We start from the raw sequence: 18,631 nt of genomic DNA, 5'->3' as shown, positions 1-18,631 counted from the left end.
TACAATTTTTTGATAGGGTGGATAAACTTTGATTAACGAGAAAATTTATGAATCGAACCTACCGATTAAATATGTTTTTGAAGAAGGGACTGTAAATAAGGACTTTCTATTGATTGTTTTTTCAGGGTTTAGTGAAAATACAGCCAAGATAAAACATGCATATAATTATATGCGAACACTTAAAGATTTTGACTGCAATAAGTTATATATTCTTGATAATTATGGAGAATCAGGGTGCTATTACTTAGGGGAATCAATGAGCTATGAGGTTGAAAGCTCAGTGCTTTCATTAATAACAAGTATAATTCGTAAATATCATATTAACCATGAAAAAGTAATATTATCTGGTTCATCAAAAGGTGGAACAGCAGCATTATATCTTGGTTTAAAATATAATTTTGGGTATGTTATTGCTGGGGCCTTTCAGACTAAAATTGCAGATTACGTGACTATTCGACCAGAAGCATATAAATATCTACTTGGTACTGATTCAAATCCTATTGGACACGATAATTTAAATAGTATAATTTACAAACAACTCAACAAGGAAATTTATACTAAACTATTTTTCATGTCTAGTGAGAATGATTGGCAATACCCTGAACACATTAAGTTATTTTTAGATACTTTAAAAAGAAAAAAAATAGCATACACTTACTTTGATTGTAAAGAAATGAAAGATCACTCGGACGTAGGGAACCATTTTCCACAATTTCTTATAAACAAACTATTATTAATTCTCTATTTTGTTGATTTTATTGGGGTGAGTTGTAAATTAGTAGATGATACTAGATTTGAAGGTAGTATTAATGTTAATGATCCTTTTAATAACTTGGAATTCAAATTCGTATTAAAAGAAAAAAATCAGGTAGTCTATGAGAGTAAGAGGAATCTTGATTTCACTCCAACTGTACCAGGTTATTATACATTAATTTTACAAATTAATAGCAATGGATACAGAATATACGAAAAAGAATTAATGCAGGAATTTGTTGGTGCAGGAGAATACAGACTAATGGGAGTTAACTTTCAACATAAGGATAATACTTTAAAACTAATAATTGATACAGATTCAAAAGATTTAACTTATGCATATTATATTTATAAAAATGGCTCTATTATTAATAAAATAATGTATCAATCTAATAATACCCTCGAGTTTGCTGTAGAAGAACAAGGTAATTACCAAATTCAATACTATATTAAGGATAAATTAGGAAAGATTGCAGTTAGTAAAACAAAACAATTAGTAGTTAATTAATCTTATGGTTTCTTATTGAGAATGACGAAGATGTTTAGAACTAGAAAATATGAAGAGGTTATTTTTGAGTGTAAATAATCTCCTCATATTTTTTTACTATTATTTTCTTATCTTAATGTTCCCGCGTGTACCATCCTTATAAACAATGGTATATAAATTATAAGTTGGATAACTTTTAACAGAAAAATCCTTTATACCAACTTTTGAAGGAGTATTAATTGCATACTTAAATTCTTGGTTCTTTGCTGTATTTGAAAATTTCAACTGTGTAATGGGGGTTTTCTTGTTAAAGGTAAGAGATTGCCAGCCTCCAATGGGATTTGTTAATCCTGTTAATTTTTGAAATGACTTTACCTTAGTTAAGTGTTTAAATTCTAATTGCTTGTTTTCAACAGTGCTTTTTAGTTGGAATGTTTTATTATCAGAGCTCTTAGTAAGTACATCTGGTCCTATATTAAAGGTTTCAGTATAAGTATGTGAAGTACTGGACTTCATCACATCATGTATTAATAAGCTATTCTTATTCTTAAGGTAGATGATGGTCCGTTTAATGTTTACACCATTGTATAAAGTATGGCTGCCTGTTACATAGCTATAATAACTAGCAGATTTATAGTGATCTATCTTTGATTTATTGATTTGGTTATTATTTAGTGGATATGAGTTATGATCTACTGTTATGGTGTTATGTGCCAAGGATGACCTGAAATATTGTCTGTACTTATCCTTTTCGTTGTAATTATACTTTCCTGAATCCACAAAGAAATCGGTTTTTCCATAACTTAATAGGAAAGATAAATCGTCAGCATGTTTATGTACATTAGAATGGTAAGCAGCTGTGAATAAAAAATATAACGGGTTCTTCACATCCCAACCTTTTCGGAAGATGGATACACCTGCGTCAGGATAAATAGCATCTTGATTGGGAGTAACACCTTTTATTCCTTTAGAAAGTACATACATAAGTTGAGGACTAGTTATAGTATTTTGATTTAATTGGAACACACTATCGGGACTAGAGTCACCTAAAATAGGAAGTGTTCCATCAGGTTTTGCTAAATAAGCTATATAATCTTCCATTTTAATAAGTTGTTGTTTCAATACTTTTTCATTTTTTCCGAATTGCCCAATAAACTGATCAATTCCCTTAAACATATTAAGCACAATAACATGATAAGATGGGCTGTGTTCTTTATGGACACCACTTTGTGTTACATCGTTCTTCACATGAATAAGTAATCGATTCATTCCTTTTGTGTACCAATACGAACTATTTTTAAGATCAGGGAATAAAAGAGCCAGCTCTATCAATGAACGGTCTTGAAAGATCCCATGATTATTCCCTTTAGAATAATGTTTGTCATTTGCAAGATAGTCCCCGTGTTTTTCTAGTAACTTCATCAATTTAACTTCGAAGTTTTTATTATGTATCCCGGAGTCTTTGTAAAAATTCCAAAAATAAATGATGTTTACAACTCGGTTTGCTGTACTATGATCATCCCAAGCGTATTTGCTTGCCTGTTTCTCAGGAGAGGAATTTGCTGTCATCCAGCTGTTTATATACCACTGTGCTTTTTCTAAATAGCTTTCAGAAGGATTCATTTCATAAGCATTCATTAAGTAACCAACCATATCTAAACTGTGGTAATAAAAACACCATGTAGAATCATTATAAGGATTTTCTTTCCAAGTTAAATGTCCTGAAAATGGATAACTTGGCCAAATACTATTCACGTAAAGTTCATTGTTTAATAGTTTGTTACCAATTACCACAGATTTTGAATGAGGTTGAATGCGTTTAAAGATTATTAATTCACCTTTTTTGTGGTCTGACTTAGCCAGTGTAGCCTTAGAATTATTAGCCATTGGATTATGAGGTGAAAGATTCAGTAACGACAACAACAGCATTAAAATAACTAAAGTTTTCTTAAAGATATTAGGTTTCACTATATGCCTCTTCTCTCGTGTTTAGCAAAGCTATTAAATTACATGTTTATTCTAAAATTAAGCACCTATGAATAAAAAAGTGCCTAATTTCAAGCTAACTGATAATCTCCTACCCAAATTCTAGAAGCCTCTATCCAAGACCTAACTGTGGTACTCTGCAGATGCATAATCTTAATATAAGGAGACTCACCATTTGTTTTATAATCTTTTACATTAATCACTACTTTATGTCTTCCGTATAAATTTAAAATATCCGTAGTAGGAAGTATATTAGATGATACTGTTATTCTATTTCTACCTTTTGGATTGTTATAAAAAAATTCAACATCAAGTATTAACTGATCATATTCATTGAAACCAGAGAGATCAAAAGTAAGTTCATAATATTCATCAGCATTAATATTTTGGTTTGTGAATTTATAAGTAATTCCACCCAATTCTGAGAGGTTTTTTGGTGGTTCAATTTGGGAAGATAAAACAGTAATAATTTTAGGAAACAAAACTCTATTTACTCTTTCTAACTGTTCAATTTTGTTATTTGCTTGTATCATATTAGATTTTAGGGTTTCTAACGAGTTAATTTCCCAATAATTTAAAACTGGCCAAAGCTCATCTATTAGTTCTGTAAACAACTTATTCTTACTTCGATCTTCAATTGGATAAGCTAGCAATAAGTCTAGTATGCTTCGGGAATTTAGTAGTAACATAGTATTAAATGCAATGTCAGATTCTCCAACGACTCCACTATGCCATTGTATTAATCGATAAGAAACGAATAATAGTTCTAATGGATTATAATTGTACCAATTCTCTAATTGAGCGTGTTTTAATAAATGTTCAAGATGATCCATGTTTTTTTGATTATCAGCAATGTTTGTCCACTTTTGAACATTTTTAGAGATGGACTGTAGGTCCCACTCTTTAATTTTAAGTGTGTTGTTGGGGAATATATACTTTCCTACGTTAAATAATGCAGTAGATCGAATGTGCATGTAATTTTTATGTCCAAATAAATAGTAATAGTCATTAGCTAAATTTAGTCCATGATTTGACATTACATTATGTTTTATGGTCTTAAGAATTTGAACATTAATCTCTTCATCCTTTGAAATTTCAAAGAATCTGTGATTCAGATTTAGATTTTCAACAAGAGAGCTTACTATTTTTTTATCCTTATCAAATGTTTTTTTAGCATATTCACTGGAATCGCTAGTATCCTTCATATAAGTAAACATTTCTATATTATGTATGATTGGTTTTAAAATTGCCAATGAAGTGCGGCTATCGCCTCCACCTGTTAAGGATAATATCGGCTGATACTTAGAAGATTGTAACCATTTTACAGTTTCGTATAAGTATTTTTTTAGTATTTCTTTGATTTCAAACTTTGTTTTTTGAGTATACAGTTTTGTGGGGTAATATCTTTCTAATCTTCTAGCATTTACTTCGTAAGACATATTTGGGATCAGTTTTAAAATATTTGCATAGCGTGTGTTATAAGAAAAACTAATTTCTGAAGGTTTGAAATAAATTTGAGAACATTTATAATGATTTGCTACCTCTTTTACAAGTGAATCATGTGAAGCAATTATATCTAATTCGGTATGATAACATACAGCTCTAAGGCCACTTACGTCATGAAAGAGTTTCAATTCATCGTTTCGACTTAAGATTAACAAGTATCTGCCACTTAAATAACTTAGTTCTTCTAGGAAGTAATCATAACTACGATCTGCAGCCTTAATTAGGTTATGAATAATTTTAGCCTCTGCTAATTGACCATTCCTTACATCGAAAAAATAGCCAATTATTACAAGTTGGGTATCTTCTGTATTAAACTCTACAAATTCATTTTTAGGTGAATAATAAAACTCCCATCCATTTATAAATTTAAATTCATGCCATTCAAATTTATTTAAAAACTGGTGATTCCTTGATAATAAAAACCCAAAAGGATACATTATGTCTGATTTCATTTATAAACCTCCTAAATTACTCTTTTACCAAATTCTCACACATTATATATTTTTACTCATCGTTTCAGCAACAATACTTTATGTATGACATTACATATGAACCATAAAATGTGTAGTTAATAAGATGGGTGTATATGATTCGAATTCTTGTAAATAAAAAGATACTAAAAATAGATCATTCAAATATGTAAAGATAATAATAAGATAATAATAATTTTTCGACAATTACCGCACTGTTTTCTAAAAAAAAACCTAAAAATATAAAAGAATGGTAGACTTTAGTGTAAGAATCTGTTTTAATATTAATGTTAGTTTAACAGCATTTTACATTAATTCGACAAAATTATCCTTTATTTAAACTTTTTGGCGATTGAATATTATATCAAGAAAACAATTTGGGGGAAATATTTATAATGAAAATTTGTACTATGGGTCTAGGTTATATCGGTCTTCCTACATCAGCTATGTTTGCTAAATTTGGTGCAGAGGTTGTAGGAGTAGATTTGTTCCCAGAGGTGGTAGATAAATTAAATCGTGGAGAAATTCACATTGAAGAGCCTGGGTTGGGAGAAGTAGTAAAGAATGTTGTTGATAATGGTAAATTTCGTGCATCTCTTACTCCTGAAGAAGCTGATGTATTCATTATTGCTGTTCCAACACCTAATTTAAATGATGTACATAAATCATGTGATTTGACGTATGTACTGACTGCAACGCAATCTGTATTACCACTTATTAAAAAAGGTGATGTAATTATTGTGGAATCTACGATTGCCCCGCGTAGCATGGATGATTATGTTAAACCATTAGTCGAAGAAGCTGGATTTAGAGTTGGAGAAGATGTGTATTTAGTTCATTGTCCAGAACGAGTACTTCCAGGACAAATTATGCATGAGCTTGTTCACAACAACCGTATTGTCGGGGGGGTAACAGAAGCTTGTGCACAAGCTGGTGCAGAAGTTTATGGTCTATTTGTAGAGGGAGAAATCATTAAAACAGATGCAAAAACTGCTGAAATGTCTAAGCTAATGGAAAATACTTTTCGTGATGTAAATATCGCCTTAGCAAATGAACTTGCAAAAGTATGCAACTCCTTAGATATTAACGTGTTAGACGTAATTGAGATGGCAAACAAGCATCCACGTGTAAATCTTCATTCACCTGGACCTGGAGTGGGTGGCCATTGTTTAGCAGTTGATCCATATTTTATTGTGGCGAAAGCACCAGAACTTGCTAACATTATAAAACTTTCTCGTGATACGAATGTGTCTATGCCTGATTATGTAGTAGAGAGTGTTAAAATGATGGTTAAGGACGTTCCGAATCCTAAGATTGCTGCATTTGGTGTTACTTACAAAGGTAATGTAGATGATATGCGTGAGAGTCCGGCTATGGATGTTATTAACTTACTAACTGGACAATTTGATGTTGCAGTACATGATCCTCACGTTGTTTCTGAGTATCATAATTTTGTAAGCGCAGAAGAAGCAGCTTTAGGTGCAGACCTAATTTTAGTATTAACTGACCACGATGAGTTTAAAACATTAGATTATGATGGATTAACTACTAAGATGCGTACCCCAAAAGTCTTCGACACTCGAAACTGTATTTTGGGTACATTTGAAAAAGCGGAAATGGTTAATTTTGGAAACCTTTATAAACAGAAAGAGGAAAAAGTGGCATTAGTATGAAATCAGTTTTAATAATTTTGAAAGAACATTTTCAAAATATCTACTTAATTTCAAGACTATCTCTTTACGATTTAAAAAACACTTATTCTGCTACAATGTTGGGAAATGTTTGGGTTATATTAAATCCTTTAATACAAATATTTGTTTATTGGTTAGTATTTGGATTAGGTATTCGAGGTGGAGCGCCGGTTAACGGCGTTCCATACTTTTTGTGGTTAATATGTGGTCTAATACCTTGGTTCTATATAAGTGCCGCTATAAATAAAGGATCTAATTCAATTTATTCTAAGTTGAATACAGTCTCAAAAATGAATTTCCCTTTAAGTATAGTTCCCACATATACTGTTACAGCTCAACTGTATAACCATATAATATTACTGTGTATACTGTTATTTGCTGTTTTTACATCAATAGGATTCAACTCTTTAAATGTTTTACTTATTGGGTATTTTACACTGTCTTCAACAATGTTATTAATCTCACTATCTTTTATAACATCTACACTCTCAACTTTAGTGCGTGACGTAAATATTTTAGTTCAATCAGTAGTTAGGATGTTGTTTTTCTTAACACCTATTCTTTGGGTACCTCAAATAAATGAACTACCTTTTTTCTTTAAGATTTTATTTTATTTAAATCCATTTTACTATGTGACAGAAGGATATAGGCAAATTTTGTTATATGATAACACTTCAACAATTATTAGCTACAACACATTATATTTCTGGAATCTTGTTTTAATCTTGTTCTTTACTGGGGCGTTCCTACACGTTAAGTTTAGAAAACAATTTGTTGATAGTTTGTAAAGGTGATACACATGAATACAACAGTGAAGTTTAAAGGTGTAACAAAAAAATTTAAAAAGTATCATAAGTCATCTGAACGGTTTAAGGACTTAGTCACCTGGAAAGAAACAGGTGACTACCATTATGCACTTAGAGATATTTCTTTTGAAGTCAAACAAGGTGAAATTGTTGGTGTCATAGGACTAAATGGTGCAGGAAAGAGTACATTATCCAATTTAATTTCTGGAGTCACTATCCCAACTCAAGGTAAGGTTTATATTAATGGTCAGGCCTCCTTAATAGCTATTTCATCAGGTCTTAATGCTCAATTAACCGGTTTAGAAAATATTGAATTAAAAGGCTTAATGCTGGGTTTAACAAAAGAAGAAATTAAAAAAATCACTCCAGAAGTGATTGAGTTTGCCGAGATTGGAGATTTTATTGATCAGCCTGTAAAAACTTATTCAAGTGGTATGAAAGCACGATTAGGTTTTGCGATTTCCATTAATATTAATCCTGATATTTTAGTGATTGATGAAGCATTATCTGTTGGGGATTCTACTTTTACAAACAAATGTTTAAAAAAGATAAATGAGTTTAAGGATAGCGGGAAAACGATTTTTTTTATCAGTCATTCCGCTAGTCAGATTAAGAAATTTTGTGATAAAGCATTATGGCTTCATTACGGTACAGTAAGAGAATACGGAGAAGTGAATGAAGTTGTAGGTAATTATGTTAAGTTCTTAAAAACTTATAATGCACTTTCGACATCTGAACGTAAAGAGTATAAAAAAGCGGAACTTGATAAAATTGTAAAAGGTGTAACTGCAGAAAACAAACCAAGATTAAGAAGAAAGCAAAAAGAAAGAAAAAAGAGAGATATCAAGCAGCTTGTTGGTATATGCTTCTTATTAACTGCTTTAGTGCTGAACGCTTTTTTGACGATTTCCCACCCTTCCATCGACAAAGTAAAAGCAAAGGTTCTGGATAATTCTCTTTTCGATGGAAATAAGAGTACCGAAGAAGTCCAAGAAAAAAAGAAACCAAAACCTACTGAAGAAACTAAAAAACCAGTGGAACCTGAGATTGAGGTCGCCGTTATTAATAAGGATTTCATCAACATTCGTAATGAAGCTAGCCTTGACAGTAAAATTGTTGGCCAGGGGATTTTTGGTGATGTTTATTCTATTAAACAATCGATTGAAGATTCAGGAGAAGACATGAAGTGGTTACAGTTGGATATAACAGGTGAATCTGAATCTTGGGTAAGTTCATCGGTTGCACAAACTCTGAAGAACAAAGATATTCCGACTATTGAGGACTTCTCAACTTTTGAAACGTATTTAGCAGAGCGGAATTTACCTGTAAGTTATGAGGAAGTAACTTCACTATTCAACGGGGCTTTTGATCGTTCTAAAATTGTAGATGCTATTCAAAACGAAGCAGAACTAGATAATAATGCAACTGTGATTACTACGTCAGATGCTATGTTGATCGTCAAATCGGATCAATTGGCTGAACTGGTGCTAACCAATGTGTACACAAATGCCGAACCATTCATACCGTCGTTTAGTTCGATTAAAATCACAAAAGATGTAGAAGATCTTTACTTTGCAAAAACAAACAATATGATTATTAAGATGAATGTGGATTCAAGGGATAATTCAGTAACATCATTCTCTTTTAGCAAATTGGATAAATAAACAAAAAGGGGTATTCAATTAGAATGGCTACAAAATTAAAAGTAATGACGATCTTTGGGACAAGACCTGAAGCGATTAAGATGGCACCTCTTGTTCTTGAACTGGAAAAACATGAAGAAGTAGAATCTATTGTTACGGTAACAGCACAACATCGTCAAATGTTGGATCAAGTTCTTGAGATTTTTGGAATCACACCTGACCATGATTTAAACATTATGAAAGATCGTCAGACGCTTGTCGAAGTAACAAGCCGAGCACTTGAAGGTCTAGATCGTGTAATGAAGGAAGTGCGACCGGACATCGTTTTAGTTCATGGTGATACGACGACGACATTTGTAGCGAGTTTAGCAGCTTTTTATAACCAAATTGCTGTTGGTCACGTTGAAGCTGGACTTCGAACATGGAACAAATTTTCTCCGTATCCTGAAGAGATGAATCGTCAATTAACGGGAGTAATGGCTGATTTGCATTTTGCACCAACTGACATTGCAGCTCGAAATCTTCTAGATGAGAAGAAGTCTGGCGATCACATCTTCGTAACAGGGAATACAGCTATTGATGCTCTCAAAACAACTGTTGAAGAAGATTATCGCCATGAAGTTCTTGAGAAGCTGGGTGAAGATCGTCTTATCTTACTTACAGCTCATCGTCGTGAAAACCTCGGTGAACCGATGCGTAACATGTTCCGTGCTATCAAACGATTAGTAGAAGAGCATGATGACATTCAAGTTGTATACCCTGTACATTTAAATCCAGTTGTAAGAGAAACAGCGGATGAGATTTTAGCGAATGATCCTCGTATTCATTTGATTGAGCCACTAGGGGTTGTTGATTTCCATAACTTTGCATCTCGCGCTCATATCATCTTGACGGACAGTGGCGGAGTACAGGAAGAAGCGCCTTCTTTAGGAGTGCCGGTATTGGTTCTTCGTGATACGACAGAACGTCCGGAAGGTATCCAAGCTGGAACGTTGAAGTTAGCAGGAACGGAAGAAGAAGATATATACTCTTTAGCTAAAGAGTTGCTAACTGATGAAGAAGAGTACACAAGAATGTCTCAAGCATCTAATCCGTATGGTGATGGTGAAGCATCTAGACGTATTGTAGAAGCAATCCTTTATCATTTTGAGAAGAATAGCGAACGTCCAGAAACTTTTTATGTAAATGTTTAATAGGTAGGAGCTGACTTTAATTACTAAAGTTAGCTCCTTTTTTGTTAAGTTTGCTACATAATTGTAAATTTTTTATTTCAAAGTGGTTGTAAAATTCAGATAATTTTGTATAATGATAGTAATCGAATATGGACGGGAAGAGACCATGAGAAGAAACCCAATTTGTAATCCTTTCTTTTGAAAGGGTTTACATTGGTGTTTCTTCTCTTTTTTCTTTGCCGAAAAATCGATCATAAACTTATAGGGGGTTGAATGATGAAAAGGTCTTTTTCAATTTTTACTTCTGTATTTTTAATGATGAGTATATTATTACTCACGGCATGTGCGGGTGATCAAGATTCTGGTGGAGGGGATGGAAAAGGAAAAATTACATTCTACTCTCCTGAGACTCCTGATATGACGAAGGAACTTGGACAAAAATTCGAAGAGCTTCATGATGGATCTGTTAATGTTCAGTACGCAGGTACGAACGTACTCGTGAACCGCATGATGGCGGAAAAAGATAATCCTCAAGGTGATGTTTGGTACGGAGGGGGAGGAATCCTTCCGTTTGAAGCGGCTGTAGACAAAGGGATTATCGGAAAATACATTCCTGACTTTGCAAAAGATTGGGATACGGTGGAAGACGGAATTAAAGTGAAGCATGAAGATGGGAAGTATGTTGGTGTTGAAGTATTTGTACTCGGTTTTGCTTATAACACGGACCTTGTAAAACCAGATGAAGCACCAAAGACTTGGGATGACCTGCTTGATCCTAAATGGAAAGGGAAGATTCAGTTCTCCAATCCGGCAGCATCAGGTACGGCAACGCTAATGGTTTTAAATCAGATGATGCAGCGCGGTGAAGCGGAAGGCTGGGACTACTTTAAGAAGCTAGTAGACCAAGCGAACTCCATGCCAGATTCAGGCTCTGCTCCAACAAAAGCAGTATCTATGGGTGAAGCACACATTGGTGTAGGATTCGACTTCATGGCATACGAGCAAAAAGCAAAAGGAGAGAGTGTAGACTTTGTAGTACCGGATAAGACGCCGATTCTGGTTAACCCAGTGTCTATCGTGGAAGGCGGTCCGAATCCTGAAGGCGGGAAGAAGTTAATTGATTTCTTATTATCAAAAGAGGGTCAACAAATTCTAGCAAACTGGTACCATATCCCGATCAATCCAGATGTGGAATCCAAAACACCTCTTACACTTGAAAAAGTTAAATCTCATGCCGTAGATCTAGATATCGATTGGGTGAATGAGAACTATGACCGTGTAAGAAACGAGTGGAAAGAGAAATTTCAGTAATACACATTAGGGGTGGTCGAGAATGGGTTCAGTCAAAGTTTCAGAGCTAACAAAAGAGTTTTCAGGTGTTCATGCTCTAAAGAACGTTAATCTAGATATCCGAGAAGGCGAGTTCTTCGCCCTTCTTGGACCATCGGGTTGCGGCAAAACGACAACGATGCGTTGTATTGCCGGGTTTGAACAACCAACATCAGGCTCTATACAAATCGGGGAGACAAAAGTAAACCATATTCCTCCGAACAAACGAAACTGTGGGATGGTCTTCCAAAGCTATGCGCTATTTCCGCATATGAACGTATTTGAAAATGTTGCATACAGCTTAAACATAAAACAGCTCAACTCAAGCAATATGGCGGCTAAGCTTCCTATCTATTTACGGCTGCTTAACAGAAAATTAGGGAAGTATCCGAAGCCGATCGAACAAAAGGTAATGGAAATACTTCAATACGTGGAACTTGATAAGCACGCAACGCGCCTTACAAGTGAACTGTCTGGTGGTCAGCAGCAGCGTGTGGCACTTGCTAGAGCTCTTGTTATGGAACCGGCTGTTCTATTGATGGATGAACCATTATCAAACTTAGACCAAAAGCTGCGCCACTCGATGCGTAACACGATCCGCCGCATTCAACAAGATCTTGGAATCACAACCATTTTTGTTACACATGACCAAGAAGAAGCGATGAGCATGGCAGACAGAGTTGCGGTAATGGATAGCGGGGAAGTAAAGCAGATCGGAACACCGATCGAGCTCTATAGCAGACCTTCTACACCGTTCATCGCGAATTTTGTCGGGACATCAAACGTCTTAAAAGGGACGGTTGTTGGTGAAGAGAATGGTTATTCAGTCGTAAAAGGACACGGCTTTCTCATTAAATCAACAAACCATGTCGAGCAAAAAGAAGTGAACGTAATTGTGCGTCCGGAGAATATTAAAGCGTTCAAACCAGGAACGATCAGTTCTGATGAGTTAACCAACATTATTGAAGGAACCGTTCTCGTTTCAACTTATCTGGGTTCCATCGTTCGGTATGACATAAAAGTAGAGGAATACCAGCTCGTTGTGGATACAACGTTTGTTCCAGGAGAGGCAATCCTAACAGAGGGAGAGAAGGTGCAGCTAACCATCGATCCTGAGAGGGTGTTGTTAATATGAAGAACCGTCTCAGTTCTTTTAACGGACTCACCCTTGTAAAAGTAATGATCTATCTTTTCTTTGGTGTTTTCTTGTTGCTTCCTCTTGTTTCGGTGTTCTTAGTCAGCTTCACAGGTCAACCTATCAATCTGCTAGGTTCAATCACCAACTCAAACATCTTACAATCGACCATTGAAAAGTTCAGTTCAGCGTCGTTTGATAACTACGAAAAGATTTTTACGAACAAAACGTACTTTTCAGCGGTTCAAAATAGCTTAGAGCTCGCCATTCTCGTCTCATTGATCGTCATCGTGATGTGTATACCGATCGCTTATGGTATCGCGCGTACGACGATGCCGTTTAAAAAGACGATTGCAGCACTTTGTACGATTCCTCTGATCGTTCCAACGTTTATCTCAGCCTATGCGATCATCATCATGTTCGGCCGCGCCGGCTGGGTGACGTACATCTACAATTCTCTTGGCGGGGAAGGGATGCTGCTCGATCCGTATTCAATGGCTGGAATCGTGCTCGTCCAAGTTTTCTTCTTTTTTCCGTATGCGCTATGGCCGATGGTTGCAGCGTTTAAAGTGAGTGACATCTCGCTTGAGGAAGCATCGCTGAACTTAGGTGCAAGAAATTGGTTTACCTTTATTTTTGTTACATTTCCACTTGCGATTCCAGGTGTGATCTCGAGTGCACTCTTAATCTTCACCGTTTCGTTCTCAGATTTTGGGACACCGATCATTCTCGCTCCTAAAGATCTGAACTTGCTCGTTGTTGAGGCATACCGTGAGATCGCAGGGTTCTTCAACTGGGGTGGAGCGGCGATTCTTACTGTCATCATGGTACTCGTCGCAGCGTTCTTCTTCTGGCTGCAGCATCTTTTTACAAAAGGAAAGAACTATGGATCGGTTTCAGGTAAGCCGAAGCAACAGAAGCTGAATGACGCAAAGGGATTAACGCGCACGTTGTCTGTTTATTCTTTAGCGATTGTGATCATTCCGGTGCTAGCGATGTTGTCCATCGTGCTGCAATCTCTTGCGACAACATGGGGAAAGAACCCACTTCCGAACGGATACACGCTATCACACTATCAAACCATTTTCACAAGCTCGATGGGCAACATCCAGAATTCGATCGTCCTTGCGCTTGGTGCTTTAATCCTGAGTGTGATTATCGCGACATTCGTATCGTATTTTGTTGTCAGACAGAACTCTTCTAAACTTGATTTCATGACGTCGATCCCACTCGTAGTTCCAGGTATCGCGTTTGGTATCGCACTCATCCAAACGTTTAACACAGCACCTCTTCACCTGACAGGAACGGCACTTCTGTTGATTGTCGCCTATACGATCAGAAGGCTTCCGTACATGGTTAGGTCGACGATGGGTACGATGCGTGCGATCAAGCAAGACATTGAAGAAGCAGCGGTAAACTTAGGTGCAACACCGTTAACAGCAGCGATTACGATCATTGGGCCATTGATGCTTCCAGGAATCGCGGCCGGGTCCATTCTTGTTTTTATCACCGTTATTAAAGAAACGAGTATATCTATATTATTAGCCCCTGCAGACTGGGCACCAATGAGTCTAGCTATATTCCAGAACATTCTGCGCGGTGAATACTACACAGCTGCTGCGATGTCGGTCGTTCTTGTCATAATCGTATTAATTCTGCAAGCGATAGCAAACCGCATTTCAAAAAATCAACTATAAGATGGATGGTGGAGGAAGAACATTGACTAAAGGGTTTATTTTTGATTTGGATGGAACGGTTTATTTAGATGAAGTGATGATTGAGGGAGCGGCAGAGGCAATCGCCGCCCTCAAACAGCGGGGAGATAAGGTCGTTTATTTAACGAACAAATCTATATCAACCCGCATGGATTATGTACAAAAACTTCGAAAGCTAGGTATTGAAGTGGAGTTGGATGAAGTGATCAACTCGAACTTCATTACCGCAAAATATTTAAAAGAAGCATTAGAGACTGGAGAAGCAGCACTAGTGATTGGTGAGCAGCCGCTCTTAGAAGAACTAGAAGACGAAGGCATCCCCATCACGTATGACGCAAAGCAAGCGAAGTTTGTCGTGCTCGGCTGGGACCGTCAGTTCAGCTATGAAAAAATCAATCTAGCTTTCCAAGCTTGGCTTAACAAAGCGACTATTATTGCCACGAATCCAGACCGAACCTGTCCCGTACTTGGTGGGGAGATTCCAGACTGTGGTGCCATGATCGGAGCCCTAGAAGGTGTGACCGGTCAAAGGATTGAGTCAATCACAGGAAAACCTTCCAAATGGATGGCAGAATACGTAGTCTCTCAAGTTCTGAAACTAGATCCTTCGCAGTGCTATATGGTCGGTGACCGGTTAGAGACCGATATCCGAATGGGAATCGAGAATGGATTGCAGTCTGTCCTTGTGATGACAGGTGTGACGAATCAAGAAATGTTAACAAAATCTTTATACAAGCCGTCCTATGTACTTGGTAGTATTAAAGAAGTAGTAAATTTATAGATCGAATTTCCACATACGAGGATCGCCTGACGACACAGCGAGCGCTCCAGCTTCAAGGGCTAGTAGAATATCCTCTTTCTCTTGAATCAAACCGCCAACAATAAGAGGAAGCTTGAGCTGGCGCGACAGCTGGTCGATCACTTTCGGCATCAATCCAGGTAGCACTTCTACAGCATCTGGCTTGCACGATTTGACCATCTCAATGCCTTTTTGTATGGCAGCACGATCTATTAAGAAAATCCGTTGAATGGTAAGAAGTCCTTCTTCTTTCGCATACTTGATCATGTTGATTTTTGTAGTGATGATGCCGGTTGGTTTTAACACGTCCGCAATGTATTTAACAGCACTTCTAGAATTGGACAAGCCCTCCATAAAATCGAGATGAATGAAAATATACATACCTGCTTCACGAAGCTGATTAATATAATTTTCAACAGTTGAGATGTCCCCTGTTAAAAGAAAAGCAATATTAGCTGAACTTTTAATCGCTTTATCAATATCTTTCTGATCTTTAATCGATGCGATAATCTGTGATTCTACCATATTAACAAGTTCCATATCCTTCCCACCCCGTATTAATTTTTTGAATATTTATACTATTTCTCTATGAAGAGTTTACCATATGTTTAAAGAAATGCACGGTACTCATGACTTATTTCAAGTCTTTTAAGGAGGTGAACTAGGTCTTTTTGCTCAGTGTTTCACAAACTATTATTTCAGGAGGGTGTTTAGTAACGTGAAAACTCATTTCATGCGTCAATTGATCGTAACGTCTGCCTTAGCATTGAGTCTAGTGATTCCACAAGGAACAAGCATGGTAACAGCGAATGATTCGGTGATCGTAAGCGAGAATTTTGATGGTATTCAAAATGGAACATTGCCGAATGACTGGAAAGTGGTTGAAGGAACAGGAGAGGTGCAAGATGGAAAGCTTGTGCTGCAATCAGCTGCAACGAATAGACCTGCAAGAGTCGTCGTCCCTTTAGCAGATGATAACAACGGAAACTATGTGTTCGAAGCAGACATGACGTTTGTATCAGCGGTTGAAGACACGCGCTGGGCTTCTATCATGTATCGTGTACAGAACGAGAACTATCCGTATTATCAGTTTGCGGTCAGACGAGGAACATCAGCACTTAACGGCATGGAATTTGCCGAGCGCACAGAAAAGAACGCCTGGAACGTAACAGAAACTAACTTTTATAAAGAGAACTTCCAGTACAACAAAAGCTATCGTCTAAAAGTAATAGCAAGCAAGAATCGTGTACAGCAGTTTGTGAACGGTGAGCTTGTGGTGGACACAGCAGGAGCATCTAAATGGCAGAATGGCGATATCGGGTTTCAAGCTGTTGGATCGACTGTACAATACGATAACGTTAAGTTGACATCATTTACTGGAGAGCTTCCACCCGTTGAAAACTCAGGTGCATTGCTTCCAACCGAAGCGCCAACGGACATTATTAATCCTCCTACACTCATTTCAGGAACAAAAGTATCCAGCCTTCAGCATGCAACGGCTTCTGCTATGTTAAAAGTGGACCAGGGAACGGATGGCAATCTTTATGCGAATGGCAAACGTTTGATCGACCAGCTGAATCAACTGAAAAACAAGAAGATCCCAGTCCTACATATTGAACAAGCTGGAATAGAAGGGAGTATTATTGAAGTATTGAATGAGACGCAAACGACTGACGTTCAAGTGATCTCTAGTGACGCAGAGATTGTTAAAGCAATTAAAAGTCTGAACCCCAAAATTCGCGGTGGACTTGTTTATGAGCGTGGTCCATTAAATGAAAGAGGGCTGCAACAGATCGTAGATAAAGTTCATGACAGTGGAAGTAAAATGGTTCTGTTTCCACAAAAAAAATTATCACCAGATGTTGTCTATTACCTGCACAACCGGATGGTATCGGTTTGGGGTGTGAGTGACGACAAGTTAGCAGATCAGCATGAACTGATTCATCTTGGGGTGGATGGTCTTGTGACGAACCAGCCTGCACTCGCTGAAAAAGCTTTTACACAATATCCGGAAAACACGATTATTCAGCGGCCGATCGTTTCAGCTCACCGTGGTGTTCCATCGTTAGCACCAGAAAATACGATGGTAGGTTACCAGATGGCGTTTGATCTTGGTGCCGACCAGATCGAGACAGATGTGCAACGAACGAAAGACGGACAACTTGTTATCATGCATGACAATACCGTAGACAGAACAACGAACGGAACCGGAGCTGTGGATCAACTGACGCTGGCGGAAATCAGAGAACTTGATGCAGGAATTAAATATGATTCTAAATATGCAGGAGAAAAAGTTCCGACATTTAAAGAATTTCTTCAAGCATTTAAGGGGAAAGATATCGTCTTGCTTGTTGAATTGAAAGATCATGACATCGAACAACAAGTAATCGATGAGATTCAAGCTGAAGGAATGATGGATCAAGTGGTGATGCAAAGCTTCTATCTCGACAGCATGCAGGTGATGAACGAGATCGCACCTCAGTTGCCGATCGGCTATTTGTTCTCTGCAGCTGTTCCATCTTCATACGAAGCGAAAGTGAAGAACGCCAAAAAGATGGTAGACTACGGAACATTGAACGATGTTACATTAAACGCTAGCTATGGAACCGTCTACGAAGAATTCATCACATACATGCGCCAGCGCGGTGTGATGAGCATGCATTGGACATTCCGATCCGAAGAGCCTTTCGTGGATAAATTAAAGCAAGGCTTAATCGGGCCGATTACGGACTACTCACAATGGCTGTCAGAATCCCCAGTGTATTTAGAGTCACCTGTAAAAAAACTGAACTTGAAAGCAGGAAAGACCCACACTGTTCGGGCCAAAGCGAAACTCAGTTATCGATTAGATAACCGAGAAAGAATCGACACTGTGCTTTATGTAAAAGACAATACGGGTGCGGTGCGAGTAGAAGGAAACACGATTCAAGCCGTTGCCCCAGGTAATGCGCAAGTCTTCGTGAAGCATACGTTTGAAATGTTAGGCGAAGAGTGGAGTTTAGTGTCTGAACCGATTGAGGTAACGGTGAAGTAGGAATTTATTAAAGGGAGTGAGCTATTTAGGAGCTCGCTCTTTTTTTGTTGAGGTATTTTACGGTACGCGTTTTTATATTAATTACACGTTCACCGGTAAATGACT

13 protein-coding genes are annotated in these 18,631 nt (G+C 37.1%); 10 read left to right on the top strand and 3 right to left on the bottom strand.

Going from position 1 to position 18,631, the window contains the following annotated elements; translation table 11 throughout:
- Positions 1-28 precede the first annotated feature (28 nt).
- A complete protein-coding gene (locus tag ACNJYY_RS19790; protein ID WP_416729815.1) occupies positions 29-1,261 on the top strand; it encodes an accessory Sec system protein Asp2 in 1,233 nt (410 codons plus the stop codon).
- A gap of 99 nt (positions 1,262-1,360) precedes the next feature.
- Here the strand turns inward: ACNJYY_RS19790 and ACNJYY_RS19785 are convergent, their stop codons facing one another.
- Positions 1,361-3,208: an alginate lyase family protein gene (locus tag ACNJYY_RS19785; protein ID WP_416729814.1), complete on the bottom strand. Its 1,848-nt coding sequence runs from the start codon at positions 3,206-3,208 to the stop codon at positions 1,361-1,363.
- An 89-nt stretch (positions 3,209-3,297) separates the two neighbouring features.
- Positions 3,298-5,184 carry a hypothetical protein gene (locus tag ACNJYY_RS19780; protein WP_416729813.1) on the bottom strand — a complete coding sequence of 629 codons (1,887 nt, stop codon included), beginning with the start codon at positions 5,182-5,184 and terminating at the stop codon, positions 3,298-3,300.
- A gap of 413 nt (positions 5,185-5,597) precedes the next feature.
- Between ACNJYY_RS19780 and ACNJYY_RS19775 the strand changes: the two genes are divergently transcribed.
- The 8 genes from ACNJYY_RS19775 to ACNJYY_RS19740 all read left to right on the top strand — a co-directional run bounded on the left by ACNJYY_RS19775 (position 5,598) and on the right by ACNJYY_RS19740 (position 15,474).
- Positions 5,598-6,875: a nucleotide sugar dehydrogenase gene (locus ACNJYY_RS19775; RefSeq protein ID WP_416729812.1), complete on the top strand. Its 1,278-nt coding sequence runs from the start codon at positions 5,598-5,600 to the stop codon at positions 6,873-6,875.
- A complete protein-coding gene (locus ACNJYY_RS19770) occupies positions 6,872-7,681 on the top strand; it encodes an ABC transporter permease (RefSeq protein ID WP_416729811.1) in 810 nt (269 codons plus the stop codon). Before ACNJYY_RS19775 ends, ACNJYY_RS19770 begins: the two co-directional genes overlap by 4 nt.
- A gap of 11 nt (positions 7,682-7,692) precedes the next feature.
- On the top strand, positions 7,693-9,363 hold the full coding sequence (tagH, locus tag ACNJYY_RS19765; protein WP_416729810.1) for a teichoic acids export ABC transporter ATP-binding subunit TagH: 1,671 nt from the start codon (positions 7,693-7,695) through the stop codon (positions 9,361-9,363).
- A 23-nt stretch (positions 9,364-9,386) separates the two neighbouring features.
- Positions 9,387-10,535 (top strand): non-hydrolyzing UDP-N-acetylglucosamine 2-epimerase, encoded by a 1,149-nt coding sequence (wecB, locus tag ACNJYY_RS19760; protein ID WP_416729809.1) that lies wholly within the window; start codon positions 9,387-9,389, stop codon positions 10,533-10,535.
- A 252-nt stretch (positions 10,536-10,787) separates the two neighbouring features.
- Entirely contained in the window at positions 10,788-11,825 is a 1,038-nt protein-coding gene (locus ACNJYY_RS19755) for an ABC transporter substrate-binding protein (RefSeq protein ID WP_416729808.1), read from the top strand.
- A gap of 22 nt (positions 11,826-11,847) precedes the next feature.
- Entirely contained in the window at positions 11,848-12,978 is a 1,131-nt protein-coding gene (locus ACNJYY_RS19750) for an ABC transporter ATP-binding protein (RefSeq protein WP_416729807.1), read from the top strand.
- Complete coding sequence (locus tag ACNJYY_RS19745) at positions 12,975-14,675, top strand: ABC transporter permease (protein WP_416729806.1); 1,701 nt, start codon at positions 12,975-12,977, stop codon at positions 14,673-14,675. The genes ACNJYY_RS19750 and ACNJYY_RS19745 overlap by 4 nt, the downstream gene beginning before the upstream one ends.
- A 22-nt stretch (positions 14,676-14,697) precedes the next feature.
- Complete coding sequence (locus ACNJYY_RS19740) at positions 14,698-15,474, top strand: HAD-IIA family hydrolase (RefSeq protein WP_416729805.1); 777 nt, start codon at positions 14,698-14,700, stop codon at positions 15,472-15,474.
- Here ACNJYY_RS19740 and ACNJYY_RS19735 read toward each other — a convergent pair.
- Positions 15,469-16,032 (bottom strand): glycerol-3-phosphate responsive antiterminator, encoded by a 564-nt coding sequence (locus ACNJYY_RS19735; RefSeq protein ID WP_066398579.1) that lies wholly within the window; start codon positions 16,030-16,032, stop codon positions 15,469-15,471. The genes ACNJYY_RS19740 and ACNJYY_RS19735 overlap by 6 nt on opposite strands.
- A gap of 178 nt (positions 16,033-16,210) precedes the next feature.
- On the opposite strand from ACNJYY_RS19735, the gene ACNJYY_RS19730 reads away from it, so the two are divergent.
- A complete protein-coding gene (locus tag ACNJYY_RS19730) occupies positions 16,211-18,526 on the top strand; it encodes a glycerophosphodiester phosphodiesterase family protein (RefSeq protein WP_416729804.1) in 2,316 nt (771 codons plus the stop codon).
- Positions 18,527-18,631: the final 105 nt, after the last annotated feature.

The organism is Fictibacillus tiangongensis, from assembly GCF_048083785.1.
Taxonomy (GTDB): domain Bacteria; phylum Bacillota; class Bacilli; order Bacillales; family Fictibacillaceae; genus Fictibacillus.
This window is presented reverse-complemented; position numbering and strand designations above follow the sequence as displayed.